Annotated in this window: 20 protein-coding genes; 4 read left to right on the top strand and 16 right to left on the bottom strand. The window is 45.2% G+C overall.

Annotated elements, in window-relative coordinates; translation table 11 throughout:
* Positions 1–2: 2 nt before the first annotated feature.
* The 5 genes from groES to V9W66_RS15700 form a co-directional block, all read right to left on the bottom strand.
* The gene (gene groES / locus V9W66_RS15720) at positions 3–287 is read right to left on the bottom strand and encodes a co-chaperone GroES (RefSeq protein WP_015524351.1); all 285 of its coding nucleotides are present in this window, start codon (positions 285–287) and stop codon (positions 3–5) included.
* 297 nt (positions 288–584) lie between these two features.
* Entirely contained in the window at positions 585–1370 is a 786-nt protein-coding gene (gene codY, locus V9W66_RS15715) for a GTP-sensing pleiotropic transcriptional regulator CodY (protein ID WP_015524350.1), read from the bottom strand.
* 145 nt (positions 1371–1515) lie between these two features.
* Positions 1516–3588: a type I DNA topoisomerase gene (gene topA, locus V9W66_RS15710; RefSeq protein ID WP_144093871.1), complete on the bottom strand. Its 2073-nt coding sequence runs from the start codon at positions 3586–3588 to the stop codon at positions 1516–1518.
* Positions 3589–3663: 75 nt separating this feature from the next.
* Positions 3664–4551: a DNA-processing protein DprA gene (gene dprA / locus V9W66_RS15705; protein ID WP_144093872.1), complete on the bottom strand. Its 888-nt coding sequence runs from the start codon at positions 4549–4551 to the stop codon at positions 3664–3666.
* A 25-nt stretch (positions 4552–4576) separates the two neighbouring features.
* On the bottom strand, positions 4577–6148 hold the full coding sequence (locus V9W66_RS15700; RefSeq protein WP_243121671.1) for a YifB family Mg chelatase-like AAA ATPase: 1572 nt from the start codon (positions 6146–6148) through the stop codon (positions 4577–4579).
* 185 nt (positions 6149–6333) lie between these two features.
* Between V9W66_RS15700 and V9W66_RS15695 the strand changes: the two genes are divergently transcribed.
* Positions 6334–6549 (top strand): helix-turn-helix domain-containing protein, encoded by a 216-nt coding sequence (locus V9W66_RS15695; protein WP_015524345.1) that lies wholly within the window; start codon positions 6334–6336, stop codon positions 6547–6549.
* 147 nt (positions 6550–6696) lie between these two features.
* Here V9W66_RS15695 and V9W66_RS15690 read toward each other — a convergent pair whose 3' ends face one another.
* From V9W66_RS15690 to V9W66_RS15665, 6 genes are all read right to left on the bottom strand, one after another.
* Positions 6697–7413 (bottom strand): hypothetical protein, encoded by a 717-nt coding sequence (locus V9W66_RS15690; RefSeq protein ID WP_144093874.1) that lies wholly within the window; start codon positions 7411–7413, stop codon positions 6697–6699.
* Positions 7414–7473: 60 nt separating this feature from the next.
* On the bottom strand, positions 7474–9432 hold the full coding sequence (locus V9W66_RS15685) for a fructose-1,6-bisphosphatase (protein ID WP_144093875.1): 1959 nt from the start codon (positions 9430–9432) through the stop codon (positions 7474–7476).
* A gap of 99 nt (positions 9433–9531) precedes the next feature.
* Entirely contained in the window at positions 9532–14025 is a 4494-nt protein-coding gene (locus V9W66_RS15680) for a PolC-type DNA polymerase III (protein ID WP_144100407.1), read from the bottom strand.
* Positions 14025–15089: a flavodoxin-dependent (E)-4-hydroxy-3-methylbut-2-enyl-diphosphate synthase gene (gene ispG, locus V9W66_RS15675; RefSeq protein ID WP_015524339.1), complete on the bottom strand. Its 1065-nt coding sequence runs from the start codon at positions 15087–15089 to the stop codon at positions 14025–14027. Before ispG ends, V9W66_RS15680 begins: the two co-directional genes overlap by 1 nt.
* 84 nt (positions 15090–15173) lie before the next feature.
* A complete protein-coding gene (locus V9W66_RS15670) occupies positions 15174–16322 on the bottom strand; it encodes a toxic anion resistance protein (RefSeq protein WP_144093877.1) in 1149 nt (382 codons plus the stop codon).
* Positions 16323–16393: 71 nt separating this feature from the next.
* Positions 16394–17629 (bottom strand): 5-bromo-4-chloroindolyl phosphate hydrolysis family protein, encoded by a 1236-nt coding sequence (locus V9W66_RS15665; RefSeq protein ID WP_144100409.1) that lies wholly within the window; start codon positions 17627–17629, stop codon positions 16394–16396.
* Between the two features lie 149 nt (positions 17630–17778).
* Between V9W66_RS15665 and V9W66_RS15660 the strand changes: the two genes are divergently transcribed.
* Positions 17779–18804 (top strand): branched-chain amino acid aminotransferase, encoded by a 1026-nt coding sequence (locus V9W66_RS15660; protein WP_021651824.1) that lies wholly within the window; start codon positions 17779–17781, stop codon positions 18802–18804.
* A gap of 146 nt (positions 18805–18950) precedes the next feature.
* On the opposite strand, the gene V9W66_RS15655 is transcribed toward V9W66_RS15660, so the two are convergent.
* Both V9W66_RS15655 and thyA read right to left on the bottom strand, forming a co-directional pair.
* Complete coding sequence (locus tag V9W66_RS15655) at positions 18951–19445, bottom strand: dihydrofolate reductase (RefSeq protein ID WP_144093879.1); 495 nt, start codon at positions 19443–19445, stop codon at positions 18951–18953.
* A 23-nt stretch (positions 19446–19468) separates the two neighbouring features.
* A complete protein-coding gene (gene thyA / locus V9W66_RS15650) occupies positions 19469–20317 on the bottom strand; it encodes a thymidylate synthase (protein ID WP_144093880.1) in 849 nt (282 codons plus the stop codon).
* A gap of 222 nt (positions 20318–20539) precedes the next feature.
* Between thyA and V9W66_RS15645 the strand changes: the two genes are divergently transcribed.
* Positions 20540–21070, top strand: coding sequence for a VanZ family protein (locus V9W66_RS15645; RefSeq protein ID WP_144093881.1), 531 nt, complete (start codon positions 20540–20542; stop codon positions 21068–21070).
* Positions 21071–21199: 129 nt separating this feature from the next.
* Here V9W66_RS15645 and V9W66_RS15640 read toward each other — a convergent pair whose 3' ends face one another.
* The 3 genes from V9W66_RS15640 to V9W66_RS15630 all read right to left on the bottom strand — a co-directional run bounded on the left by V9W66_RS15640 (position 21200) and on the right by V9W66_RS15630 (position 24246).
* Positions 21200–21628 (bottom strand): hypothetical protein, encoded by a 429-nt coding sequence (locus tag V9W66_RS15640; protein ID WP_144093882.1) that lies wholly within the window; start codon positions 21626–21628, stop codon positions 21200–21202.
* Between the two features lie 37 nt (positions 21629–21665).
* Positions 21666–23210, bottom strand: coding sequence for a 4-alpha-glucanotransferase (gene malQ, locus V9W66_RS15635; RefSeq protein ID WP_144093883.1), 1545 nt, complete (start codon positions 23208–23210; stop codon positions 21666–21668).
* 97 nt (positions 23211–23307) lie between these two features.
* Positions 23308–24246, bottom strand: coding sequence for an alpha/beta fold hydrolase (locus tag V9W66_RS15630; RefSeq protein ID WP_144093884.1), 939 nt, complete (start codon positions 24244–24246; stop codon positions 23308–23310).
* Positions 24247–24486: 240 nt separating this feature from the next.
* Here V9W66_RS15630 and V9W66_RS15625 point away from each other — a divergent pair, with 240 nt between their 5' ends.
* On the top strand, positions 24487–25650 hold the full coding sequence (locus tag V9W66_RS15625; RefSeq protein WP_243121672.1) for a DUF5067 domain-containing protein: 1164 nt from the start codon (positions 24487–24489) through the stop codon (positions 25648–25650).
* Positions 25651–25705 lie beyond the last annotated feature (55 nt).

The raw sequence follows: 25705 nt of genomic DNA, 5'->3' as shown, positions 1-25705 counted from the left end.
TATTATTTAATGATTGCCAGGATATCTTCCTGCTTTACAATAATATAATCCGTTCCATCCATCTTTACTTCTGTTCCTGCATATTTGGAATAGATAACAGTATTTCCGACTTCTACTTCCATTTTTACTTCTTTTCCGTTTACAACTCCGCCAGGTCCAACTGCAATAACCTCTGCCTGCTGTGGTTTCTCCTGTGCCTGTCCCGGAAGCACGATTCCGGATGCTGTTGTCTCTTCTGCTTCAACCTGTTTTAATACTACTCTGTCGCCTAAAGGTACTAACTTCATGATCTATGTTCCTCCTTTATAAGTTCCATCTTCGTCTGCTAGCACTCACTTTATACGAGTGCTAATCACTATGGCTATATTAGTGAATTTCGCATATTTTCGCAACCCTTTTAAGACATGGTTTTTCTATATTATTCTGACTTTATCTCTTTTATACTCTTGTTTTCTCTTGTTTTCTTAATTTCATTATTTATTTTCATTTTATAAAACAGACAAAAAAGAGACTCCCGTGATAACGGGCAGTCTCTTTTGTCACGTTCTTTATCCTATATCAGGCATCTGACAGTGCTGATCACATTATGCCTTCTTGCTTCTCTGTGCTTTTATCTCCTCAAGCTCATCAAAGATCACTTCATTAAGAACTTTAATGTAAGTTCCCTTCATACCGGATGAACGGGATTCGATCACACCTGCACTCTCGAATTTACGCAGTGCATTTACGATCACGGATCTGGTGATACCTACACGGTCAGCGATCTTGCTGGCAACCAGGATACCCTCATCCCCATCCAACTCATCAAAGATATGGATGATCGCCTCAAGTTCTGAGAAGGACAGTGTACTGAATGCCGATTTGACAATCTGCTGTTTTCTGTCTTCTTCTGCGTTCTCGTCATGAACCGCACGCATCATTTCCAGACCAACAACTGTTGTACCATACTCGCTGACGATAATATCCTCAATATCATAGGGATGATCATTGCGGTACATGAATAACGTTCCCAGTCTCTCACCTGCAATATCGATCGGATTCACGATTCCCTGATAATTTCCGGGTACATGCTCAAAGCCAAGTGTCTGGAGATTGACATTCTCCTTTGTGGAAAGAACACCAAGAAATCTCTCATTCAATAACGGGTCGATATGTCCGCCGATTTTGTCATCGATCAGCTCTGTGATCTCATCCACACCCGGGCAGATACTGACTCCCAGAACCTTACCTTTCTTACTGAGTACCAGGATATTGGAACTTAAGGTTTCCATGAGCACCTGGCAAATGTCGTTAAACACTACCTTGCTTGAGCTGCTGTTATGCAGAAGCTTATTGATTTTTCTAGTTTTATCTAGCAACTGAACGCTCATTTTTCCTCCTTTCACTTTCGTACCTTGAAAGAAATCGTTTTTCTAGTCTAATATTACACGTTATTCTGGAAATTTACAAGACATTTTTATATTTTTTTATTTTTAACGGGATTTTCTGAAAATTAATAGAAAAGCATTTATTCAATCAATCTTCATCTTTTGGTTTTTGTTCCACATATCCGCAGGTTTCCTGGCTGCAAACCAGCTTATTTCCCTTTTCGAGCATATAATTACCACATTTCGGACATTTCTTTGCAGAAGGTTTCTGCCAGGACATAAAATCACATTCCGGATTATTCTCACATCCGTAATATTTTCTGCCTTTTTTCGTTTTTTTCATGACAATTTCGCCGCCGCACTTCGGACATGCAACACCGATCTTCTCATAATATGGTTTTGTATTACGGCAGTCCGGAAATCCGGGGCATGCAAGAAATCTTCCATGAGGACCGTACTTGATCACCATGTTGCGGCCACAGTTGTCGCAGATCACATCCGTAACCTCATCCTGTATATCAACTTTCTCAAGCTCTTTCTCAGCCTCATCCACATCATGCTTCAGATCCGGATAGAAGTTACGTACAACCGTTTTCCACTGTACGGTACCTGCTTCCACGCAGTCCAGAAGCCCCTCCATAGTTGCTGTAAAGTTTACATCCACAATACTTGGAAAAGCCTGTTTCATAATATTATTAACAACCTCTCCAAGCTCTGTGACGTAAAGATTTTTCTGTTCCTTGGATACATAGCGTCTGCTGATGATCGTTGTGATGGTCGGCGCATACGTACTTGGACGTCCGATTCCAAGCTCTTCCATAGTCTTTACAAGTGAAGCCTCTGTGTAATGTGCCGGCGGCTGTGTAAAATGCTGCTCCGGCTTCAGTTCTTTCAGCTTCAGCTCCATACCCTTTTCCAGACTTTGACTTAAAACATTGCCCTTTTTGTCATCGCCCTCTTCTGTGTACACAGACATAAAACCATCAAAGGCAACCTTGGATGCCGCAACCGTGAACACATACTCACCTGCTCCGATCTTGACAGACGTGGTCTCATAACGTGCCGGTGCCATTCTGCTTGCCGCAAAACGTCTCCAGATCAGCTGATATAAACGGAACTGATCCCTGGTCAGGGATTCCTTCACCAGAACTGGTGTCCTCGCAATATCTGTGGGACGGATCGCCTCATGAGCATCCTGTATCTTCTGTCCGTTTTTGATCGCCTTCTCTGTCTGAGAAACATAATCTGAACCATACTGCTCAGAAATATAAGTTCTTGCTGCTGCATCTGCTTCCTCTGAAATTCGGGTGGAATCTGTACGCAGATAGGAGATCAGACCTACCGTACCGCTGCCTTTCACATCCACACCTTCATATAACTGCTGCGCCAGGCGCATGGTCTTCTGCGTAGAAAAGTTCAGTGTCTTGGCAGCTTCCTGCTGCAGAGTACTGGTGGTAAACGGAAGAGGAGCGTTTTTGATCCTCTCACCTTTTTTTACTTCTGTGATCTCATATTTACAGTCTTCCAGATTTTTCAGGATATCATCCATTTCCTGACGGTTTCTGATGGGAAGTTTTTTATCTGTTCCATAGAACTTGGCTGTCAGCGGTTTCTTCTCACCCTTTACCTGAAATTCACCCTCCAGGCTCCAGTATTCTTCAGGAATGAATGCATTGATCTCATCTTCTCTGTCACAGATGATACGCAGTGCCACAGACTGTACACGGCCTGCACTTAAGCCTCTTTTTACCTTGGCCCAGAGCAGCGGACTGATGGTATAACCTACCATACGATCCAGCATACGCCTTGCCTGCTGTGCATCTACCAGATTCATGTCCAGTTCCCTGGCCTGCTTGATGGACGCCTTAACTGCTGTTTTTGTTACTTCATTAAATGTGATCCTGTGCATCTTTGCAGTATCTGTCTTCAAAGCCTGCATCAGATGCCAGGAAATTGCTTCTCCCTCACGGTCAGGGTCAGTTGCAAGATAGATCTTATCTGCTTTTTTTGCTTCTTTACGAAGTTTTGCAAGAAGCTCACCCTTTCCCCGTATTGTAATATACTTCGGTTCAAAATCATTGTCCACGTCAATACCAAACTGGCTCTTGGGAAAATCCCTCACATGACCGTTGGACGCTTCTACTGTATAATTTGCCCCCAGAAATTTCTTTACTGTTTTCATTTTAGCAGGTGACTCTACTATCACCAGATTTTTGGCCATTTTACCTCTCCTAATCTCATTCTGCCTTCCTGTCCGGCTTAAAAACTCCTGCTAAATCTCCGGGCAAAAAAGCATTTATTCAAGTCTGATATAATATTGTCTCCCGGTTTCCTTCACAAGCCCCATCAAAATAAGCTGTCCCAGGATCCCGGCTGTTTTTCCCGGTGAAAAACCGGTTTTTCTGATAATATGATCCAGATTTTTTGGTCGTAAATCGAGACAACTATACACCAAATCCAAATCCGTTGCAAGTCCTAACTTGCTTTTTTCAGACAAATTTGTCTTTTTTTTCACAGATAATCCCCACTCATCCAGAAGTATTTCCGGAGAGTATGCAATTCCTGCTCCGTCGTAGATCAGCTTGTGACAGCCTCTGCTCAGCGCATCATTTACCGCTCCCGGAATGGCGTATACCATCTTCCCCTGTTCCAGTGCACAGGCAGCTGTGATCAGTGATCCGCTCTTTTCTTTTGCTTCCACCACAAGCACCAGATCTGCCAGTCCGCTGATGATCCGGTTCCTTGCCGGAAAATAATATGCCCTGCCTTTGGTACCTGGTTCATATTCGCTGATGATCCCTCCGTTTTTTTCGGGGATCCTCCGGTAAATACCTCTGCTGGATGAAGGATAACAGATGTCCACACCATTTCCCAGCACGGCAAAGGTCGGGGTACCACCTTCCAGGGCACCCTTGTGGCCCTCAGCATCAATGCCGGCCGCCATACCGCTGATCACCTGTACACCATGTTCGCTTAAGAATTTTCCGTAATTAAAGGCCTGTATCCGTCCGTAAGGACTGCACAGCCTTGCTCCCACGATCGCCGCTGTAGGTTTGGCATCATCCGGAAAGCTTCCAATGTAATATAATTGTTTTGGCATACCAGGAAGTTCCTTAAGTCTTGCCGGATAAACACCACTGTCCTTCCGGGCACACCGGATCCTTGTTTGCTGTATTTCTTCCATATAAAATACCTTCCTTTTTTCTGTTTTATGACCAGTATTTCTTGTCATATGCCCGGTACGTCAGAGCCTCGCAGATATGTTCTTCCTTTATCTTTTCGGAGGATTCCATATCCGCGATGGTCCTGGCCGTTTTCAGGATCTTATGATATGCTCTGGTACTGAATTGAAACTGCTCATATGCCTGTTCCAGAAGTTTGTCTGCCCCTCCCGTCATTACACAGTATTTTTCCAGTTTTCTTCCGTCAAGCTCCCCATTGAAGCAAAATTTTTCCTTTTTGTAACGTTCTCTCTGGATCTCCTGTACTGCTTCCACCCTCTTTCTTATTTGAGCAGAGGATTCCCCTGCAATTTTCTTTTTCATTTTTGAAAAACTCACTGCCGGAACTTCTGTGCAGATATCAATACGCTCCAGGAGAGGCTGGCTGATCTTTCCAAGATAATGCGTGATCTCCCCTGATGTACAGCGACATCTGTTCATATCCGGGTAAAATCCGCAGGGACAGGGATTCATCGCTGCCGCCAGCATAAAACTGGCCGGAAAAATATAAGTTCCGGCAGCTCTGGACAGATGGATCTCCTTATCTTCCAGCGGCTGACGCAGGATCTCCAGGCTTTTTCTGGAAAATTCCGGCATCTCATCCAGAAAAAGAACACCTCTGTGTGCAAGAGTGATCTCCCCCGGCCCCGGTATCCTGCCGCCACCTGCCAAAGCCTGAGGGGAACTGGTATGATGCGGACTTCGAAAAGGCCTCTGCCGGATCAGCGGATCTTTTTCCGTGAGAAGTCCTGCCACACTGTATACCTTGGTGATCTCCAGGCTTTCCTCAAATGTCATCTCCGGCATAATGGTCGGCAGACGTCTTGCCAGCATGGTCTTTCCGGATCCTGGCGGTCCGATAAAAAGAATATTATGAAAACCGCTCACTGCGATCTCTGCCGCCCGCCTGGCTCCTTCCTGCCCGCAAATGTCCGCAAAATCAACCTTTGGTATTTCCGGTTTGTTTTCTGTTTTTTCTTTTTCCTGATACGCAGCTGTATAAGTGTTTGGGTCTCTCAGACACCGGATCATGTCATTCAGACTTTTTACTCCAAACACCGGCATATCCTTCACCAGATTCCCCTCCCGGATGTTTTCCTCCGGAATAACGCAAAAGCGTAAGCCCAGCTCTCTTGCGCGGATCACCCGAGGCAAAACTCCGGCAACCCCATGGATCTCTCCATTCAGACTGATCTCTCCTACGATCATAACTCCTTCCAGAAGATCCGGTTCCAGAATTCCGGCAGCCGCAAGTACTGCAGCCGCCACAGGCAGATCAAAACCGGCTCCTTCCTTTTTCATATCGGCAGGTGCAAAATTTACAGTTACTTTTTTTGGTGGCAGACAAAGCCGGTTGTTCTTAAATGCAGTCCGGACTCTTTCCTGGGCCTCTCTCACCTGGGCAGAGGGAAATCCTACCATAGCAAAAGAAGGCAGACCATCACTGACATCTGCCTCAACCTGGATCTCACGTACTTCTATTCCGTAGATCGCTGCTGATAAAACACTCGCAAACAAATACATTCCTTTCTGCGAAAAAAACGGATCCCGATTTTCCATCTTTTCGTCTTTTCAGGTCAGGCGGATATTCACAATCCGCATTCAGTTAAAAACAAGGGAATTTTCAGATAGACATTTTCTGAATTTTAGAAGATAATAAATTTAGTATAGTCCATTTTGCTCCCTTTTGCAAGGGTGCATTTCGTTCTGTTTTATACTTTCAATAGAAAGAAGAGGTGAGCACAATGAAATTTCAGCGTATTCAGGATTTACGTACAGACGCGGATCTGTCCCAGAGAGAATTAAGTGAGATTCTTCATATCAGTCAGCGTTCTTATTCCCATTATGAAACGGGATCCCGTAATATTCCTATCGAAATGCTTATCCGGCTGGCAAATTATTACGACACCAGCATCGATTATCTCGTCGGCCGCACAGACCGCAAAAAAATGATTAAATAAAGAGATCCCCGGAAATGTGGAACAGTTTCGGGAATTCCTGTATCGGGATTCCCTGATTGCCAAAATCCGGGGATTCTTTATTTTACCGTGTTTTATTTTTTCTGATCATTCCGTATAATAGGTTTCTTCTTCTCCGTAGAGAATCTCCTATTCTTCTGTATTTTCATCAGAAGAATTTTCACTGCTTTCGCTGTAGGATTCCTGTTCATAGGAATTTTCGTTGCTTTCATTATAGGAAGCATCTTCATCGGAATTTTCGGATACTTCCAGAGATGGCTCCTGCCGGTTCATAATAGACTCTGTTTTCGGATAGGTCAGAGACCCTTCTCCCCGTTCATATGTTTTTACCTTCACATAAAGCTCACCACTTTTATCGAAAACAAACTCGCCTTTTGCCTTATTCCCCTCGGAATCCTTAAAACGGAACTGTGTGGCATTTCCTGCTACCTCTGCAGTCACATCTGCTTCTGCGGTCATGGAAGGATCTTTTCCATTCACTCTCTTATAGGTAAAGGAAACAGATTTCAGACTGATGTCATAAATATCGATCGTTGTCAGCCCGTCTTCGCTGTACCAGATCCCCTGATAATTTTCCGGTTCAAATGCCGGAAGGATTGTCGGGACCGGTGTCAATGACGGTGTCGGTGTCGCTGTCGGAACCGGTGTTGCTGTTGCTGCCGGAGTTGCTGTCACCTCCGGAATACTGTCCAATGCAGCCAATGCGGCCTCTCTTCGTTGTTCTTTTTCCACTTTATCCCTGTGGGAAACATACAGCATCCCTCCCAGTCCTGCCAGAATAAACAGAATGATCAACAGGACCAGAACCGCTCTCAGCCGTTTTTTTCTTCTTTTGTTTTTTCTCATCTGCATCACCTCTGTTTACTATAGCATACTGGAAACGCTTCTTGTATTTCTCAATTCTGCTTATTTTTTCTCTTTGATGATACCTTTTCTGTAAGCTTCCAGAAGCTGGATCAGCTCACTGATCCTTTCCTTCAGAGCAGTTCCGGTATCGGTATCACCTACCAGTGTACGTTTGTTATTGTAATGAACCGCCACCCTGTTGGAAACAATATCCTGCTCCTTGGCTACCGCTTCTTCCGCAGAAGTAAAAGGCTCATGAGCAGACAGGATCAGCCCGTAGGAGTTATAAACCAGTGTATAACCGGCAATCCCCGTAACCTTCTGATATGGTCTGGAAAAACCGCCGTCGATCACAAGAACTTTGCCATTGCATTTTACAGGACTCTCTCCCTCACTCTGGTGAACCGGCACATGCCCGTTGATGATGTGACCTTTTTCCGGATCCAGTTCGAATTCACGGAGCAGATCATCTACAACATCCTCATTTTCCAGAAGATGATAGTAGGCATTTTTAGTTTCTTTATGTGTTTCCTTATCTTTAATAAAATAACGTTCAAAGGTGGTCATCTTGTCTTTTCCGAACAGCGGTGAATTCGGAGCTGCCCAGATATACCACATAATATCCCTGCCTTTACGCTTTTCATCCTCATTTACAGAGAAAAACGCCCGGCGCACATAAGTCTCAAGAACATCGTACAATTCTTTTCCTTTGTAGGTTTTTCCATAAATCTGGACTTCTTTCAGACTTCCATCCTCATTAAGCGGAATACTTCCATGGAACAGAAGATTTCCATTATAAGTTTTATAAAGTCCTCCCTTGTCCAGAAGAAGCCGGACATGATTCTGCAGTTTCTCGCAGTTTCGGAACGCGGAATCCAAGCGTTCCATTACATCCTTTTCCTCTGTGGTAAGTTCATATGGCTTTTTCCAGTCAATAGTAGGAAAATATGTATCGGTCAGCGGATATTCTTTTCCGTCCGGAAGTGTGATCATTCCCTTTTTCAGATCGATCCTATGAAGCAAACAACGTTTTTCCATATGGAATTCTTTGTGCCGGCGGATCAGCTGCCCCTCCAGCTTAAACTGGATAATGGCAATAGCCTTGTGCATTTTCCGTCCAAGCTCTTCTTCCAGAATACTATAGTTATTGGCATCTCCCTTCATCTCAAAAGCAGTACATGGATCATCCTTATAAGCCTCCATTGCAAAGGTTGCCAGAGGCATGAGATTGATCCCATATCCATCCTCAAGAATATCCATATTTCGGTAACGGATGCTGTTCCGGATCACCGTTGCAATACAGGCTTTCTGTCCTGTAGCAGCTCCCATCCAGACCACATCATGATTTCCCCACTGGATATCCAGCGAATGATATTTCATCAAACGATCCATGATGAAATGCGGACCCGGACCTCTGTCATAAATATCTCCCAGCACATGAAGATGATCCACAACAAGACGCTGGATCAGTTCTGCCAGGGCAATGATAAAATTCTCTGCCCGGCCGATATCAATGATCGTATTGACAATGGCATCGTAATATGCTTCTTTGTCCAGAACTTCCGCTTTCTCTGTGATCAGCTCCTCGATCACATATGCATAGTCTGCGGGAAGTGCCTTACGGACCTTGGAACGGGTATATTTGGATGCCGTTGTCTTGCATACTTCGATCAGACGATAAAGTGTGATCTTGTACCAGTTCTCCATGTCTTCTTCCTGTTTTTTTACAACCTCCATCTTTTCCTTCGGATAATAGATCAGTGTGGCAAGAGAACGTTTGTCGCTGTTGCTTAAGGTATGTCCGAATACATCATCGATCTTTTTTCGTACAGCCCCTGATCCATTCCGAAGAACATGGGAAAACGCATCGTATTCTCCATGAATGTCCGACATGAAATGCTCGGTACCTTTCGGAAGGTTTAATATAGACTGCAGATTGATGATCTCTGTTGAAGCCTTTGCTATAGTAGGATACAGCTCCGCAAGTCGCTGCAGGTATCTTAATTCTTCTTTTTTCATAGTATCTGGTATCCTCCTGGGAGTTTTCACTGCCAGATCAGCCTTCAGGACAAACGGCAGCATTTTTTTATTTATTGTAAGCCCTTCCGGTATCATATATCAACCCGTAAAATCAAACAGGGACATCTGATTGGACTGCGGGATATCTCCGAAAAGATCCATATCATCCATCAGATCGATAACGGTCTTGCTGACCTTGGTACGGTCACGGAAATCATCCTTGGAAAGGAATCTGCCTTTTGCGGCAGCATCCACAACTGCCTCTGCTGCCTTATCTCCAAGACCCTCTATGGTATCCAGAGCAGGCATCAGCTTATCTCCGATGATCTGGAACCGGTGTGCCTTTGCCTTATAAAGATCGATCGGCACAAAATCAAAACCTCTGGCGTACATTTCCTGTACGATCCTCATATCCTTCAGTGTATCCTGTTCCTTCTTGGATGCATCATCACCTTTTTTCCGGATCTCCGCCATATAATATTCCAGACGTTCTTTTCCCATGCACATCAGTTCATAGGAAAAGGATGTGGCACGGATACTGAAAAATGCTGCATAATAAGCCAGTGGATGAAACACTTTATACCAGGCGATACGATACGCCATCATAACATAGGCTGCTGCATGGGCTTTCGGGAACATGTACTTGATCAGCTTACAGGACCAGATATACCAGTCCGGAACATCATGCTCTTTCATAGTCTGGATCCATTCCTCACGAAGCCCCTTTCCCTTACGGACACTCTCCATGATGGTAAACGCCAGACCACTTTCCACTCCTTTTCCGATGAGATAGATCATAATATCATCTCGCGTACAGATTGCTGTGGAAATGGTAGCTGTACCATTCTGGATCAATACCTGGGCATTTCCAAGCCATACATCCGTGCCGTGGGAAAGTCCAGCAATACGTACCAGGTCGGAAAAATATTTCGGCTTGGTATCGATCAACATCTGCATGGCAAAGTCTGTACCAAACTCCGGTATCCCGAGGCATCCCAGCCTGCAGCCGCCGATGTCCTCCGGGCTGATCCCCAGAGCCTGCGTTCCCGCAAACAGGGACATGACATCTCTCTGGTCCAGCGGAACTGTTCTTGCACTGATGCCGGTCAGATCCTCCAGCATACGGATCATTGTCGGATCATCGTGTCCAAGTATATCAAGTTTCAGAAGATTTCCGTCAATGGAATGGTAATCAAAATGTGTGGTGATGATATCACTGTTCACATCATTGGCCGGGTGCTGCACAGGTGTAAATTTCTCAATCTCCTCACCCATAGGCAGTACGATGATACCTCCCGGATGCTGGCCAGTGGTACGGCGGACACCGGTACAGCCCTTCACGATACGGTTGATCTCACAGTAACGCTTGTGCTGCCCCCGTTCCTCATAATAGTTCTTCACATAACCAAATGCGGTTTTTTCCGCAAGGGTACCAATGGTTCCCGCCTTAAAGGTCTGCCCTTTTCCGAAGATAACCTCTGTATACCGGTGGGCATTGGCCTGATATTCACCGGAAAAGTTCAGGTCGATATCCGGCTCCTTATCACCTTTAAAACCAAGGAATGTCTCAAAAGGAATATCAAAGCCTTCCTTGTTCATCCTGGCACCGCATTTCGGACAGATCTTATCCGGCATATCACATCCTGCCATACCCGCGTATTTTTTCACCTCAGGGGAATCAAAATCACTGTATTTACAGTCCGGATTCGGACAGAGATAATGAGGCGGCAGAGGGTTTACCTCCGTGATACCGGACATGGTCGCTGCCAGAGAAGAACCTACAGAACCACGGGATCCAACCAGATAGCCGTCCTCATTGGACTTCCACACAAGCTTCTGTGCAATGATATACATTACCGCATAACCATTGGAGATAATAGAATTCAGCTCCCTGTCCAGACGGTCCTCCACGATCTTCGGCAACGGATCTCCGTACATTTCGTGGGCCTTCGTGAAACAGATATTCTTAAGATCCTGCTCGGAGTTCTCAATGACCGGTGGAAATTTATCCGGATGGATCGGTGATATCTTCTCGATCATATCCGCGATCTTATTGGTATTGGTGATCACCACCTCTTCCGCCTTTTCACTTCCCAGATAGGAAAATTCCTCCAGCATTTCCTCCGTTGTACGAAGATAAAGCGGGGCCTGGTTATCTGCATCAGAAAATCCGTTTCCTGCCATGATGATCCGTCGGTAAACCTCATCCTGAGGATCCATAAAATGCACATCACAGGTGGCAACCACCGGTTTTTTGAACTGTTCTCCAAGTTTTACGATCTTCCGGTTTATCTCTTTTAAGTCTTCCTCAGAATTGATCATATCATGTTTTTCATCCGCAAGCATAAACGCATTGTTCCCAAGAGGCTGGATTTCCAGATAGTCATAAAAATTTACCAGTCTGGCGATCTCCTGATCCGGTGCATTGCGAAGAAGTGCCTGATAAAGCTCTCCTGCCTCGCAGGCACTTCCCACCAGAAGGCCTTCCCTGTATTTTTCCAGCACACTTTTGGGAACCCTTGGTCTTCTGTGATAGTACTTTAAATGGGACTGGCTTACCAGCTTGTACAGATTGATCCTTCCGGTCTCATTTCTTGCAAAAACAATAGCATGGTATGTGGGCAGCTTTCGGATGGTATCCGGTGAAACCGCACCCCGGCTGTTCATCTCATCCACATCAAAAATATCTCTTTCTTCCAGCATCTTTACAAACCGCACAAAAATCTCTGCGGTACATGCCGCATCATCCACAGCTCTGTGGTGATGATCAAGAGAAACACCTACTGCCTTGGCTACCGTATCCAGTTTAAAACGGTTCAGGGCAGGAAGAAGGAATCTGGCCATACCAACGGTATCCACATAAGTAAAATCATCCGAAATCCCCTGCCGTTTACAGTTTTCAATAATAAAGCTCATATCAAAGTCCGCATTATGGGCCACCATCACGCAGCCCTCACAGAATTCCAGGAATTTCGGCAGTACTTCCTCTATCACAGGTGCATCCAGGACCATGGAATCATTGATGCTTGTCAGCTGCTCAATACGGAACGGAATGGGCACTTCCGGGTTTACAAAGGTGGAAAAACGATCTGTGATCTGTCCTTTTTCCACTTTTACCGCGCCAATCTCAATGATCCTGCAGGTTAGTGCTGAGAATCCCGTAGTCTCAATATCAAAAACAACAAAATCTCCATCCAGCCGCTGCCCTTTGGAATTGGTGACCATACCCTTCAGATCGTCTGCCAGATACGCTTCCATTCCATAAAGCACCTTAAAATCAGACTCCTTTGGAACACAACCGCCCCAGGCATCAAAGCAGTGATTTGCCTCCGGGAAGGACTGCACCACGCCATGATCCGTGATAGCGATAGCCTTATGTCCCCACTCATAGGCACGTTTTACCAATGCCTTTGCATCGCTGACACCATCCATATCGCTCATCTTGGTGTGACAGTGAAGCTCCACACGCTTCTGAGGACTGGTATCCATTCTTGTGCTGGTAAAATTGGCGATTTTCTTGATACCTGTAATATTTCCAACAGTAAGCTCACTGTCAAAACGGTCAATGGTGGTAACTCCCTTCAGCTTCAGGAATGCGCCTTTTTTTACACTTTCCGTCACTTCCGGAACCTGCTCGTTACGCAGAAACATCTTCACAACAATACTGTCCGTAAAATCGGTCACAGGGAAGATCAGGATCGTTTTCTCATTTCGGATCTCACGAGCTTCCACATCCATAACCTGACATCGGATGATAACCTCACCCATCTCACCGGTAATGCTCTCCAGCGGAATCGTTTCTCCATCAAAATCTCTGCCGTAAACCACATCCGGATTGCTGTCCCTGCGGAATCCGAAGCTGCCGCGGAAATCTCCCTTCTGAACCTTCTTCTGTTTTTTGTCAAAGGATTTCTTCTCGTTTGTCTTTTCGCCCTTCTTATCTCCAGAGGTTTTCTTTGTCTCTTCCTTGGCTGTATCCTCCTGCTTCGGTTCGCTTTCCTGATCACCGCTGAGTTTGGCATGCTTCAGGACATTTTCCACTTCCTGTTTGATCTGAAGTGCAGCATTTTTCCGGTATTTACTCTCTTTCACTTCCACAAAATCCAGTTCCACTTTCAGATCCATACCGCAACGTTCACAGAAAACCTTATGAAAATATTCAACAAGTATTTCGCTTTTCTGTCTGGAAATAACCGTATCCGGAAGCTCCATACGCAAGGTATCTTTTCCTGTAAAAATGATTTTTGATCTGCGGAACAGATTGTACTCCAGCATGTTATAGTTGCGCAGCTCCATCTCCATACTGGAACGGTAGCTTTCCAGAAAGTTCTCCGGTGTATACTGCTCGGAAAGATGAAATTTTTCCACAACTGTTACAGTCATGGGAATCCCCGGAAAGCACTGCCGTTCGATCTCATCCTCCAGCGCAAAAATATTCTTCTTGTGTATCCAGCGGCTGCTTTCGATATAAACCCTCAGATGAGTTCTTCCGGGGTTCATGGAAACCTTTGTCACAAATACCATGTCCAGAAGTTCTTCCAGCTCTTTCTTCACTTTAAGATGCGGAAATACATCAAAAAAATCTTTCTCCATTATGACTCCTGCTCATTCCAGGTAAGAAGTTCCTGACGAAGTGTATCCAGAAGATCCGTTTCCGGTACTTTTTTTACAACATCTCCATGCCGGATCAGAAGACCAACACCATCGCCTCCTGCAATTCCAAGATCTGCTTCCTTCGCCTCTCCCGGTCCATTTACCACACAGCCCATAACCGCAACCTTAATATCAAGAGGAATATCCTGTACCATAGTCTCTACCTGGTTTGCAAGACCGATCAGATCGATTTTTGTTCTTCCGCAGGTCGGACAGGAAACAACCTCCACGCCTCCTTTGCGAAGTCCCAGCGTTTTCAGGATCCTTTTGGCTGATTTCACTTCTTCCAGCGGTGCGCCTGTCAGAGAAACACGGATGGTATCTCCGATTCCCTGATACAGGATGATCCCAAGTCCGATAGCTGATTTGATATTTCCCGAATACAGAGTTCCTGCTTCTGTAATTCCCACATGAAGAGGATACTGTGTTTTTTCTGCGATCAGTTCATGGGCTCTGGCGCACATGAGAACATCAGAAGATTTGATACTGATCACAAGATTGTCATATCCCATCTCTTCAATGATGTGCACCTTATCAAGAGCACTCTCCACAAGTCCTTCGGCTGTAACACCGTGATATTTTTCTACCAGTTCTTTTTCAAGGGAACCGCTGTTTACTCCTACACGAATAGGGATATTCCGTTCCTTTGCTGTATCCACAACTGCCTGGATCCTCTCTTTGGAACCGATATTTCCCGGATTGATACGGATCTTGTCCGCACCGTTCTCCATGGCTGCAATGGCAAGGCGATAATCAAAATGGATGTCCGCAACCAGCGGAATATGGATCTGTTTTTTGATCTGGGATAAAGCCTTCGCAGCTTCCATAGTAGGAACTGCGCAGCGGATAATATCACAGCCTGCTTTTTCCAGTGAAAGGATCTGCGCAACCGTTGCTTCCACATCTTCCGTTTTCGTATTGGTCATGGACTGGATAAGGATCGGATTTCCTCCTCCGATAACACGATTTCCAATTTTTATTACTTTTGTATGATCTCTGTACATAAAAATCTCCTTTATGAATCCTGAAAGGCAGGTGTCTTCAAACGCCCTGCCTTTCCTTTCCGAACTATCTTTTTACTCTTACTCCTAACGTCGGATCTCCAGCAGCTTTGTTTTCAGTTCTTTTTCCATACGTCTCATATCTGCCTCTGCTGCCTGACGTTTTTCACGGCCTTCCTGCTGGATCTTCATCACATCATCCAGTGTCTGGATCAGTTCCTGATTGGTTTTTTTCAGAGTTTCAATATCTACAATACCACGCTGGGATTCCTTTGCAGTTTCCACAGATGCCAGGTGAAGCGTTTCCGCATTTTTCTTCAGAAGTTCATTGGTAAAATCCGTAACCTGCCGTTGTGCCTGTGCGGCTTCTGTGGAGTGCGCGATCCCTAGAGCCAGCACCATCTGGCTTTTCCAGAGAGGAATGGTATTTACAATGGTTGTCTGGATCTTCTCGATCATCGTCGTATCATTGTTCTGGATCATGCGGATCTGCGGTGCAGTCTGCATAGAAATGGTTCTGGTAAGCTCCAGATCATGAAGCTTTTTCTCAAAGCGGTCACATTTGCTTTCCAGATCATTGGCAGCCTGTGCATCTTCCGGAAGTCCGCTTGCCGCTGCCTTCTGATGCAATTCGTTGAGCTTGCCTTCTCTGACTTCCCTAAGCTTCTTTTTACCCGCAAGAATGTACATGGAAAGTTCTTTAAAGTATGCAAGGTTCTGCTCATACATTTTATCCAGCACGGCAGAATCTTTCATCAGACGCATCTGGTGCTGCTCCAGAGCTTCCGTGATCTTCGTCACATTTCCCTCGGCCTTTGTGTAACGGTTTTTCAGAGTTTCCACCTTCGCTGTCTGTTTTTTGAAAAAGCCGAAAAATCCCTTTTCCTCTGTGGCATCAAAATCCTTCAATTCTCCTACCACATTTGCAAGAAGCTCTCCTGCCTCCCCAAGATCCTGTGTCTTCACATTTACCAGCGCTGCATCAGAAAAATCCGCCATCTTCTTCTGCGTGCCGGCTCCGTACTGCAGGATCTGATTTGTATTTTCAATATCGATCTTTGCTGCAAAATCTTCTACGATTTTCTGTTCCTGGGGAGATAACACCGGTTCCTCTACTGCAGGCTCCTGGGGTTTCTCCGGTTCTTTTTTTACAATTTCTTCTTTTTCTTCCGTGAGATCCGGTTCCAGAGTCAGCACCGGTGCTTCTACCTCAAAGTCTTTAAATTCTTCTCCCATAAGCATTCTCCTTGATCAGCTGTACCTTCCGGCAGATGTCTGTATTCCAGCTTCTGATCTGCTCGTTGTACTTATTTCATTTCCACATTCTGTTTCATTTTTTCGAAATCATCCTCTGTCAGCCCTTCCTGTGCCAGAACTGTATGCAGCACAGAAATATCGGTGGATACATCCCATGCGGTATCCCGGAATATGGAATCCAGAAGTTTCTCAAAAGCAATATTCAGTGTATCAATGGTTTCTTCAATTTCTTTCTTGGAAGCCGTGATATTCTCGCCCTGTACAGGCTGTCCATCCATATCCTCATAAGCATCCAGAAGCTTCACAGTCATGGGCAGATAGTAATCCATCATTTTCTTAAGATCCGGAATCACCTCCGGATGCTCTCCTGCACGCTCAAAAATTTTCTGAACGATCATTTCCATCCTGGAAATCTTTGCGGAAATTTCTTCCCCGGGAATGGCGTCATTGCTCTCACGGATCTTTACCAGAAATTCATTTCCTTTTCTCAGGACTTCCTGGGCTTCCGGACTCATATTCTCCTCCAGCTGAACCTTAGGATCTGCTTCCTGTTTACGAAGCTCCAGCTGCTTCTGTGTTTCCAGATACTGCTGATAGGTCTCATTACTGGTGATCAGACAGGTTCCCTGCTCATCCACATGGCCTTCCAGAAACCAGCCCTTCTGGATCATTCTGCTGATATCTTTTTTTACAAATTTCTCGTTCTTTCCTGCTGCCTGGGCAAGCTTCTGAAAATTACAGTAGGTGTGGTCTCCCAGCACACGGATATATTTCTGGAAACGTCCCAGTCTTCCGAGACGGCTTGTTCCTGCTCCCAAAAGAGCACCGCCACCTGCTGCGCCTGCACACATCACTCCAAGCACACCTGCTGCAAGTGCACCGCTGTGTCCAATGCCCATCCAGATCAGAAGCACCATGGCTCCAAGCCCCATGCCACTTAAAAGTATCCCACCGGAAACTGCCATCATCATGCCTTTGAGATTCTCACCGGTAGTCTTTCCGTAGAGCAGTTCCGACTGTTTCCTTGCAGCCTGCTGCTTTGCTTTTCTGCTTCTTCCGTAATAAGGGCTCTGGTATGTATAGCTTTTCTTACGGAATTCCGGATCAGCACCCGGATCAAACACGGAATTCAGCGCATTTTTCAGCGCTTCGCTTCCAGAATCAATGGCCTTATTTACTGTCTGGTTGATCGTATGGCTTAATTCGTGATAGCTGTTTGAATTCACTGCATTATCTACAATATCCTGAATCTTTTTTCCAAGGTCTTCAAATTCGTGATTGTCCATTTTTCCCTCCAGTCCATAGATATTTTTTATTATATCGAAATCATATTAAAATTACAAGCAAATGAAAAAAAGGAACAAAAAACTATTGAAGTCATCACGTAAAAGTTTTACAATGGTAAAAAGCAAAAATCGTAAACGGAGGAATCGTTATGGAAAAAAAGAACATCGACTGGTCCAGCATCGGATTCGCTTACATGCCAACCGACTACAGATACGTGTCTAATTTTAAAGATGGAAAATGGGATGAAGGTACTTTAAGCACAGACCCCAATATCGTACTCAACGAGTGTGCTGGTGTGCTTCAGTATTCTCAGAGTGTATTCGAGGGTCTGAAGGCATACACAACAGAAGACGGACATATCGTTACTTTCCGTCCTGACCTGAACGCAGAGCGTATCGCTGCATCTGCGGCAAGACTTGAAATGCCGGTATTCCCGAAGGAAAGATTTATCGACGCTGTTGAGCAGGTTGTTAAGGCAAATGCTGCATGGGTTCCGCCATATGGTTCCGGCGCAACACTTTATCTTCGCCCGTACATGTTTGGTTCCAACGCCGTGATCGGTGTTAAACCGGCTGACGAATATCAGTTCCGTATCCTTACAACACCGGTTGGTCCGTACTTTAAAGGCGGCGCCAAACCGATCACGATCCGTGTCAGCGACTATGACCGTGCCGCACCTTGCGGAACCGGTAACATCAAGGCTGGCCTGAACTACGCAATGAGCCTTCATGCTATCGTAGATGCTCACAAACAGGGCTTTGATGAGAACATGTACCTTGATCCCAAGACTCGTACAAAAGTTGAGGAGACAGGCGGAGCAAACTTCATCTTCGTTACTAAAGACGGCAAGGTTGTAACACCGAAGTCTGACAGCATCCTTCCTTCCATCACACGTCGTTCTCTGATCTACGTTGCAAAGGAATACCTTGGACTGGAAGCTGAAGAACGTGAGGTCTACTTCGATGAGGTTAAAGATTTTGCAGAGTGTGGTCTTTGTGGTACTGCTGCAGTTATCTCTCCTGTCGGAAAGATCAATGATCACGGCAAAGAAATCTGCTTCCCAAGCGGAATGGAAAAGATGGGACCGGTTATCCAGAAGCTGTACGACACACTGACCGGTATCCAGATGGGACGCATCGAAGCACCGAAGGGATGGATCCACGTAATCGAGTAATTACCGGATTTTCGTCATTATACATAACATTAAGCACAAAAAAACAGACCGCCGTATTTTTTCGGTGGTCTGTTTTTTTATTATTTCTTCATTGTTTTTCTGTACAAAGCGGGCATTCTCATTCTGTTTTATGATCTGTGCTCACATTACCTATCTTTTCTCTCGTATTTTACAAACGCATATTCCAGATCAAAGTATGTCTGTTCTTCACTCTCCGCTGTGATCTCCCAGTCCGGGTTCTCATTCAGGTTTGGAAAATACGCATCCGCTTCATATGCAAAATCGATTTTTGTCACATGAGCTGTATCACAGTACGGGAGCATCTGTTTGTAAATACTGTCTCCGCCGATACAGTACACGTCCTCTGCCGGATATTTCTCCACTTCCCTCAGCGCCTCCTCGATACTGTGAACGACCACAGCACCTTTTACCTGATAATCCCGATTGCCGGTGATCACAATGTTGGTTCTGTTTTTCAGAGGAAGTCCGTTTGGAAAAGACTCCAGTGTTTTTCTTCCCATAACAACCACTTTTCCTGTAGTTTCCTCACGGAACATCTTCATATCTGCCGGAATACTTACCAGAAGTTCATTCTTTCTTCCGATTCCCCAGTTTTTATCTGCTGCAACAATAATATTCATTCTTTCTTCCTTTCTTTATGCAATTATACTGCAATGGGAATATTTTTGATCTGTGGCCATGTCTCATAATTCTCCACGATCAGATCATCGGTGGTGAATTTATAAAAATCCTTTATCTCCGGATTCAGTTTTACTGTCGGTGCAGGATACGGTTTTCTGGAGATCAGTTCTTTAATTACCGGAATATGACGATCATAAATATGGCAGTCTGCGATCACATGAACAAGCTCTCCGGCTTCCATATCGCAAGCCTGTGCGATCATCATGAGAAGAAGAGAATACTGACACACATTCCAGTTGTTTGCAGCCAGGATATCCTGCGATCTCTGGTTCAGCACCGCATTAAGGACCAGCTTGTCTTTTCCGGGTTCCCTGGTTACATTGAAAGTCATGGAATAGGCACATGGATAAAGATTCATCTCGTGGAGATCCTGATGTACATAAATATTGGTCATGATCCTTCTGCTGTACGGATTGTTCTTAAGATCAAAAAGAACTCTGTCTACCTGATCCATCATTCCCTCTTTATACTGATGCTTCACACCTAACTGATAGCCGTAGGCTTTTCCGATGGAGCCCTTCTCATCTGCCCAGCTGTCCCAGATGTGGCTGTGAAGATCATGGATATTATTGGATTTCTGCTGCCAGATCCATAGAATCTCATCCATTGCACTCTTTAACGCTGTTTTTCTTAAAGTCAGTGCCGGAAACTCCTTCCGGAGATCATAACGGTTCACAACACCAAATCTCTTGATGGTATAAGCCGGAGTTCCATCCTCCCACACAGGACGTACCTTCTCACCTTCTGTGCTGGTTCCGTTTTCTATGACATCTTTGCACATGTCAATGAATATATTATCTGCAAGACTCATTTGTTGATTTCCTCCTGTAATTTTCTTCTATTCGATCCCGGGCTGCTTTTTTCTTAAAAATGCCCCTGAAATTTATTTTATATTCTAACACATTTCAGTCCTTACTGTCCACTTCCCCTTTAACCCCTATCCCATTTAACCTTCTCTCCCTGTTTTCCTTTTCCCTGTTCTTTTTCTGTATTTTTCTGGACTTTTCCATGCGGGAGTGCTATATTAAGAGCCATGAAAATACTGATTACATTATTAAAACCTTTTTCTTTTGCACCTGCGATCCTGATGATGTGCGTGATCTACTCTTTTTCCGCACAGACCGGAGATGTTTCCGGTGCCCTGAGCTACAAGATCAGCTACCAGATCGTAGAAACCAAAAACGAAATATTAGCTTCCGGCAAAAGCCCGGAACAGCTTTCCCAGGAAGCTGCCGGTATCGAATTTTATGTCCGTAAGGCTGCCCACATGACAGAATACTGCCTGCTGGCCATATCTGTTTCCTTCCCCCTCTATGTATACGGAGTTCGGGGAATCTGGCTGATGCTCCTCGCCGGATTTGTATGTGTGGGATTTGCCGGACTGGATGAATACCACCAGTCTTTTGTAGAGGCCCGCGGACCTTCCTTAAGGGATGTAGGGATCGACAGCTGCGGAGCAATAATCGGAATTTTGCTGGTACAGGCATTCTGCTGGTCTACCTTACATACCCCCGGCAGAAAAAAATCTCGAAAAAAACGCAGAAACGCGCAAAGACGCAGATAACTGTTTTGCGATCTGCCTGATTTAAAAAACGGAACATACATAAGGATTTTTTGGCCTTATGATGTTCCGTTTTTGCTATTACTAATCGTCATATCTCAGCAGGCATTTTACTCTCACCTGCATCCAGTTTTATTTTTCGTCTTTCTCCTCCGGTGCGTCATCCAGATTTTCCGCAAGATGCGCCCGCTCCGCAATCGACATTTTTTTCTTTGCCACGGTTTCCGGATTTTGAGAAACTTCCTCTGCCGCTTTTTTCGCAGCAGCTTCTTCCAGCTCATGTTTCTGTGCGCCAGCCTTTGCAAGATTACGGATCGCCATGATCAGAAGCACTGCTCCGATCACAACAAAAATACCTCCCGCTGCCAGAAATACCACACCGGAGTCTTCTGCTCCGCTTATGACACTGGCGCAGAGACGATATCCTGTATACACAAGATAGCCTCCTGCAAAGATCCACAGAAGACTGCTTCTTGTGGAAGAATTTCCATGTCCGGAATTCTTTTCCTCAGCAGTTTCCTGCTGCAGCTCTTCCTTATTTTCTCTTTTCTGTTCTTCCATTATATATTTCTGTCCTTTCTGATATCCTTATATTTCTCTATTTGTCAGATATCTTTTCCCTGTCAGCTTCTGTTTTTTCCTTCTCTTCCGTTTCTTCTTTTACAAGTCTTCCATAAAGCTTTGTCATTTTATAAATCTTCTGAATAATTGTTTCATTGAGCTGGCCTTTTTTCATACGCCACTTCCAGTTGTCACCAAGAGTTGACGGTTCATTGATCCTTGCCTCATTTCCAAGGCAGAGATAATCCTGTACCGGGATCACACAGCGATCTGCAACACTGGACATCGCCGCACGTATCATGCTCCACACTGCCGCAGTCTCATGCTTGCCCTCACAGCCAATATAGGCCCTGGCAAAATTTCGGTCATGCTGGCTCAGATTGCGGAACCATCCTCTTGTTGTCTCATTGTCATGAGTACCTGTGTAAACAATGCAATTCCTTTCATATCTGTGCGTCAGATACGGACTGTCCTCATTCTCGTCAAAAGCAAACTGCAATACCTTCATTCCCGGGAATCCGGATTCTTCCACCATCTCGATCACACTGTCTGTAAGTAGACCAAGATCCTCTGCGATCACATCCAGCTTTCCAAGATTCTTTTCAAGCGCACGGAACAGATCCATTCCCGGTCCCTTTTCCCAGTGACCGAACTGGGCAGTTTTATCTCCGTACGGAATGGAATAATACTCATCAAAGCCTCTGAAATGGTCGATCCTTACCACATCATAAAGCTTCATACAATTTGCCATTCGGCGTGTCCACCATGCATAGCCTGTTTTCTTGTGATATTCCCAGTCATAAAGCGGATTTCCCCAGAGCTGCCCTGTGGCGGAAAAAGCATCCGGCGGGCATCCGGCAACGCCGACCGGAATATTTTCCCTATCAAACTGGAACAATTCCGGCTGTGCCCAGGCATCCGCACTGTCAAACGCAACGTAGATCGGGATGTCTCCGATCATCTCCACTCCCTTAGCATTTGCATACGCTTTCAGTGCTGTCCACTGTTTAAAAAAGCAGAACTGCTGGAAGCAGTAAAATCCCACTTCGTTTGCAAGCTTCTCCCTTTTTTCAGCCAATGCAGCTTTTTCTCTGTTTTTGAGTTCCGTAGGCCATTCGATCCAGCTGATCCCATTCAGGCTGTCCTTGATTGCCATATACAGGCTGTAATCTTCCAGCCAGGCAGCATTTTCTTTTACAAACTTACGGTACTCCTGATCTGTCTCACAGTCATAATTTTCAAAGGCTTTTCTCAAAAGCCGAAATCTGGAATTATAAATCTTCTCATAATCCACATAGCTCTCGTTTGTACCCCAGTCACAGTCCTCGCAATCACTTTTATCCAGATATCCCTCTTTTACAAAAGCCTCCAGATCAATAAAATACGGATTTCCCGCAAAGGTAGAAAAAGACTGGTACGGTGAATCTCCATATCCGGTAGGTCCGAGAGGAAGGATCTGCCAGTATTTCTGTCCTGCTCTTGCCAGCTGGTCTACAAACTCATATGCTTCCGCAGAAAAGCATCCGATTCCATATTTCGATGGAAGACTGGATACTGGAAATAAAATCCCACTTGCTCTCATAATTTACGAATCCTCCTGTTTTCTCAGTAGTTGCGCCCTCTCACAGATGTCTGCAGGAGCACTCAGATTTTTATTATATCACTCTGTCACAGAGCGTTCAAAGTCCTTTTTTGCAGATATATGTAAATATATCATGATAAACCTTTTCCCTGTCTTTCTCATTCAGGATCTCGTGGCGCATTCCCGGATATAATTTTCCCCGGACATCCCGGTATCCTGCACAACGCATGGCACGGACAGACTTCGCAAACTGCCGCACATTTCCCATGCAGGGATCCTCCGCCCCACTGATAAACAGCACCGGCATTTCCGGCTTTGTACATTTCCAGTGCTTCACATCATAGGCTCTTTTCATCAGGTCAAAAAGTGCCAGATATGCATCATCCGTAAAGGTAAATCCACAGTATTCTGAATCCGAATAATCCTGCACAACCTGCGGATCAGAGCAGATCCAGGAAAAACGGTTTTTTTCTTTTTTGAAGTGCATTGCATAGCTTCCAAAAGACATCATCTCGATCAGACCCGCACTGTGTTTAGGCCCGAAAACAGTCTTTCCCGCCTTTGCCAGAGCTACTCCGACCGGACGAAATACATTATAGCTGGGTGAGCCGCAGATGATCAGCATATCCATACAGCTGTCATGATGCGCTGCATAGGCACGAACTGCCAGAGATCCCATGCTGTGTCCGAAAAGGATCAGCGGAATACCCGGGAAATGATCCTTGATCAAGCAGTTCACCGTATGGATATCCTGCAGCATGGCATCCGCCCCACCGCCGTACATATACCCAAGATCCTCTTTACCGCGTACGCTTTTTCCATGGCCACGGTGATCATGGATCACACTTATATATTTTCGCTCTGCCATATATTCCATAAAAGGAATGTAGCGTTCCTTGTACTCACTCATTCCGTGAACGATCTGTATGATCCCACGGTATTTCTCATTACGTTCCAACTCCGGCACTACTGCCAGGCAGGAAATTTCCAATCCGTCTGCTTTTGAAGGAAATGAATACTGAATTGTCCGTAACATATATTTCACCTCACCTTTTCTGCTGCATAAAGCGAGCATTCGCATTCCGCTTTGTCACCTGTACTCAACCACTTTTTCTGTGTCTTCCAGTATATCATAACACAGGGGGTTTCTCAAACAGTAAACCTATGATATAATCGTTACGGTAACACAGGGTGATGCTGTTTGCCCGCAAATGCAAACAGATATCCTCTGACTTACCCACCCGAAAACCAGAATGACTTATTGTAAGGAGGAATAATGAATACAGAAGACAATAATGATTTTTATGACGATGAGCTCTCCAGATCATTGATCTCCAATGATTTTGAAGACGACACTCCCCACAGAAAGAAAAAAAGCAAAAAGCCTCTCGTGATCTGTCTGATCATCCTTCTGATCGCTGCCGCAGCCGGCGGAACCGCCTGGTATATGATGCAGCGCCATAAACCGGTAGAAGCCACAGAAAAATTTCTCACAGGAATGCAGAACATGGATTTTACCACAATGGAGAACCTTCTCCAGAGTCATGATCTCAGCGCTCTGGATGATGCAGATATCCGTGATTCTGCTTACACAGATTTCTTCACTACCGTCAACAAAAAAATGACCTACAAGATCACCAAAAACAAATTTGACATCCAGAACGGAACTGCCAGGATAACGGTTCACATGAAATATATTGACGGAACCAATATCTATGCAGCAACTATTCAGGAATACACCCGTAAGGTTGCTGTCGCAGCCTATGCCGGAAAGGAAATGACACAGGATGATATCCAGGAAATGCTCGCTGCACTTCTTGCCGAAAATGCTTCCACAGCTGATGAGAAATACAGTGAGATCGATATTACCTATCCTCTGATCAAAATCGGCAGCGACTGGAAGATCGTTTCTCTGGATGACACCACAGTCAAGGTTATGTGCGCAAACTTCAAAAGCGTAAAAGACGAAATATCATCCCAGCTTACGGATGACAGCACAGATAGCAGTTCTGCCGCTGCAGAGGATTCTTCCACCCCAGGCAGCACGGCCTCTGCTGAGGGCACAAGTGCATCCATTGATATTACAACTGACAAATTCTCCGTCCGTTTCAAACAGTTTGCGATTTCCAAGGACTACGGCGGAAATCCCTGTCTGATGATCTACTACGACTATACAAACTCCGGCGATTCCCAGTCCAGTGCATTTGTAGACTTCACCCTGCAGGCTTCCCAGAACGGAGAAATTCTGGAAGGAACTTATCCGGAAGCCAGCGATGATGCTGTAGATAACTACATGAGCACCATTGATCCCGGAAAAACCGTCACTGTATGCCAGGTATTTCTTCTGAAGGATACTACCAGTGATGTAACGCTTCAGGGCAAGGAAACTCTGAATGTAAGCGGCGGACAGACAACCTCTCAGATTCTGAAGCTGAAGTAAGATATCGGAATCGCCTGGCGGATATTTACGATCCAAATTCGATAAACCGGAAATT

The sequence above is a fragment of the Blautia massiliensis (ex Durand et al. 2017) genome, assembly GCF_051861785.1.
Lineage (GTDB): Bacteria > Bacillota > Clostridia > Lachnospirales > Lachnospiraceae > Blautia_A > Blautia_A luti_A.
Note: the sequence above shows the minus strand (reverse complement) of the source record. Positions and strands in the feature narration are given on the sequence as shown.

What these genes read in the sequence shown, in the direction of transcription:
- groES (WP_015524351.1), bottom strand. Translation starts at nt 287, where the DNA reads ATGAAGTTAGTACCTTTAGGCGACAGAGTAGTATTAAAACAGGTTGAA.
- codY (WP_015524350.1), bottom strand. Translation starts at nt 1,370, where the DNA reads ATGAGCGTTCAGTTGCTAGATAAAACTAGAAAAATCAATAAGCTTCTG.
- topA (WP_144093871.1), bottom strand. Translation starts at nt 3,588, where the DNA reads ATGGCCAAAAATCTGGTGATAGTAGAGTCACCTGCTAAAATGAAAACA.
- dprA (WP_144093872.1), bottom strand. Translation starts at nt 4,551, where the DNA reads ATGGAAGAAATACAGCAAACAAGGATCCGGTGTGCCCGGAAGGACAGT.
- V9W66_RS15700 (WP_243121671.1), bottom strand. Translation starts at nt 6,148, where the DNA reads ATGGAAAATCGGGATCCGTTTTTTTCGCAGAAAGGAATGTATTTGTTT.
- V9W66_RS15695 (WP_015524345.1), top strand. Translation starts at nt 6,334, where the DNA reads ATGAAATTTCAGCGTATTCAGGATTTACGTACAGACGCGGATCTGTCC.
- V9W66_RS15690 (WP_144093874.1), bottom strand. Translation starts at nt 7,413, where the DNA reads ATGAGAAAAAACAAAAGAAGAAAAAAACGGCTGAGAGCGGTTCTGGTC.
- V9W66_RS15685 (WP_144093875.1), bottom strand. Translation starts at nt 9,432, where the DNA reads ATGAAAAAAGAAGAATTAAGATACCTGCAGCGACTTGCGGAGCTGTAT.
- V9W66_RS15680 (WP_144100407.1), bottom strand. Translation starts at nt 14,025, where the DNA reads ATGGAGAAAGATTTTTTTGATGTATTTCCGCATCTTAAAGTGAAGAAA.
- ispG (WP_015524339.1), bottom strand. Translation starts at nt 15,089, where the DNA reads ATGTACAGAGATCATACAAAAGTAATAAAAATTGGAAATCGTGTTATC.
- V9W66_RS15670 (WP_144093877.1), bottom strand. Translation starts at nt 16,322, where the DNA reads ATGGGAGAAGAATTTAAAGACTTTGAGGTAGAAGCACCGGTGCTGACT.
- V9W66_RS15665 (WP_144100409.1), bottom strand. Translation starts at nt 17,629, where the DNA reads ATGGACAATCACGAATTTGAAGACCTTGGAAAAAAGATTCAGGATATT.
- V9W66_RS15660 (WP_021651824.1), top strand. Translation starts at nt 17,779, where the DNA reads ATGGAAAAAAAGAACATCGACTGGTCCAGCATCGGATTCGCTTACATG.
- V9W66_RS15655 (WP_144093879.1), bottom strand. Translation starts at nt 19,445, where the DNA reads ATGAATATTATTGTTGCAGCAGATAAAAACTGGGGAATCGGAAGAAAG.
- thyA (WP_144093880.1), bottom strand. Translation starts at nt 20,317, where the DNA reads ATGAGTCTTGCAGATAATATATTCATTGACATGTGCAAAGATGTCATA.
- V9W66_RS15645 (WP_144093881.1), top strand. Translation starts at nt 20,540, where the DNA reads ATGAAAATACTGATTACATTATTAAAACCTTTTTCTTTTGCACCTGCG.
- V9W66_RS15640 (WP_144093882.1), bottom strand. Translation starts at nt 21,628, where the DNA reads ATGGAAGAACAGAAAAGAGAAAATAAGGAAGAGCTGCAGCAGGAAACT.
- malQ (WP_144093883.1), bottom strand. Translation starts at nt 23,210, where the DNA reads ATGAGAGCAAGTGGGATTTTATTTCCAGTATCCAGTCTTCCATCGAAA.
- V9W66_RS15630 (WP_144093884.1), bottom strand. Translation starts at nt 24,246, where the DNA reads ATGTTACGGACAATTCAGTATTCATTTCCTTCAAAAGCAGACGGATTG.
- V9W66_RS15625 (WP_243121672.1), top strand. Translation starts at nt 24,487, where the DNA reads ATGAATACAGAAGACAATAATGATTTTTATGACGATGAGCTCTCCAGA.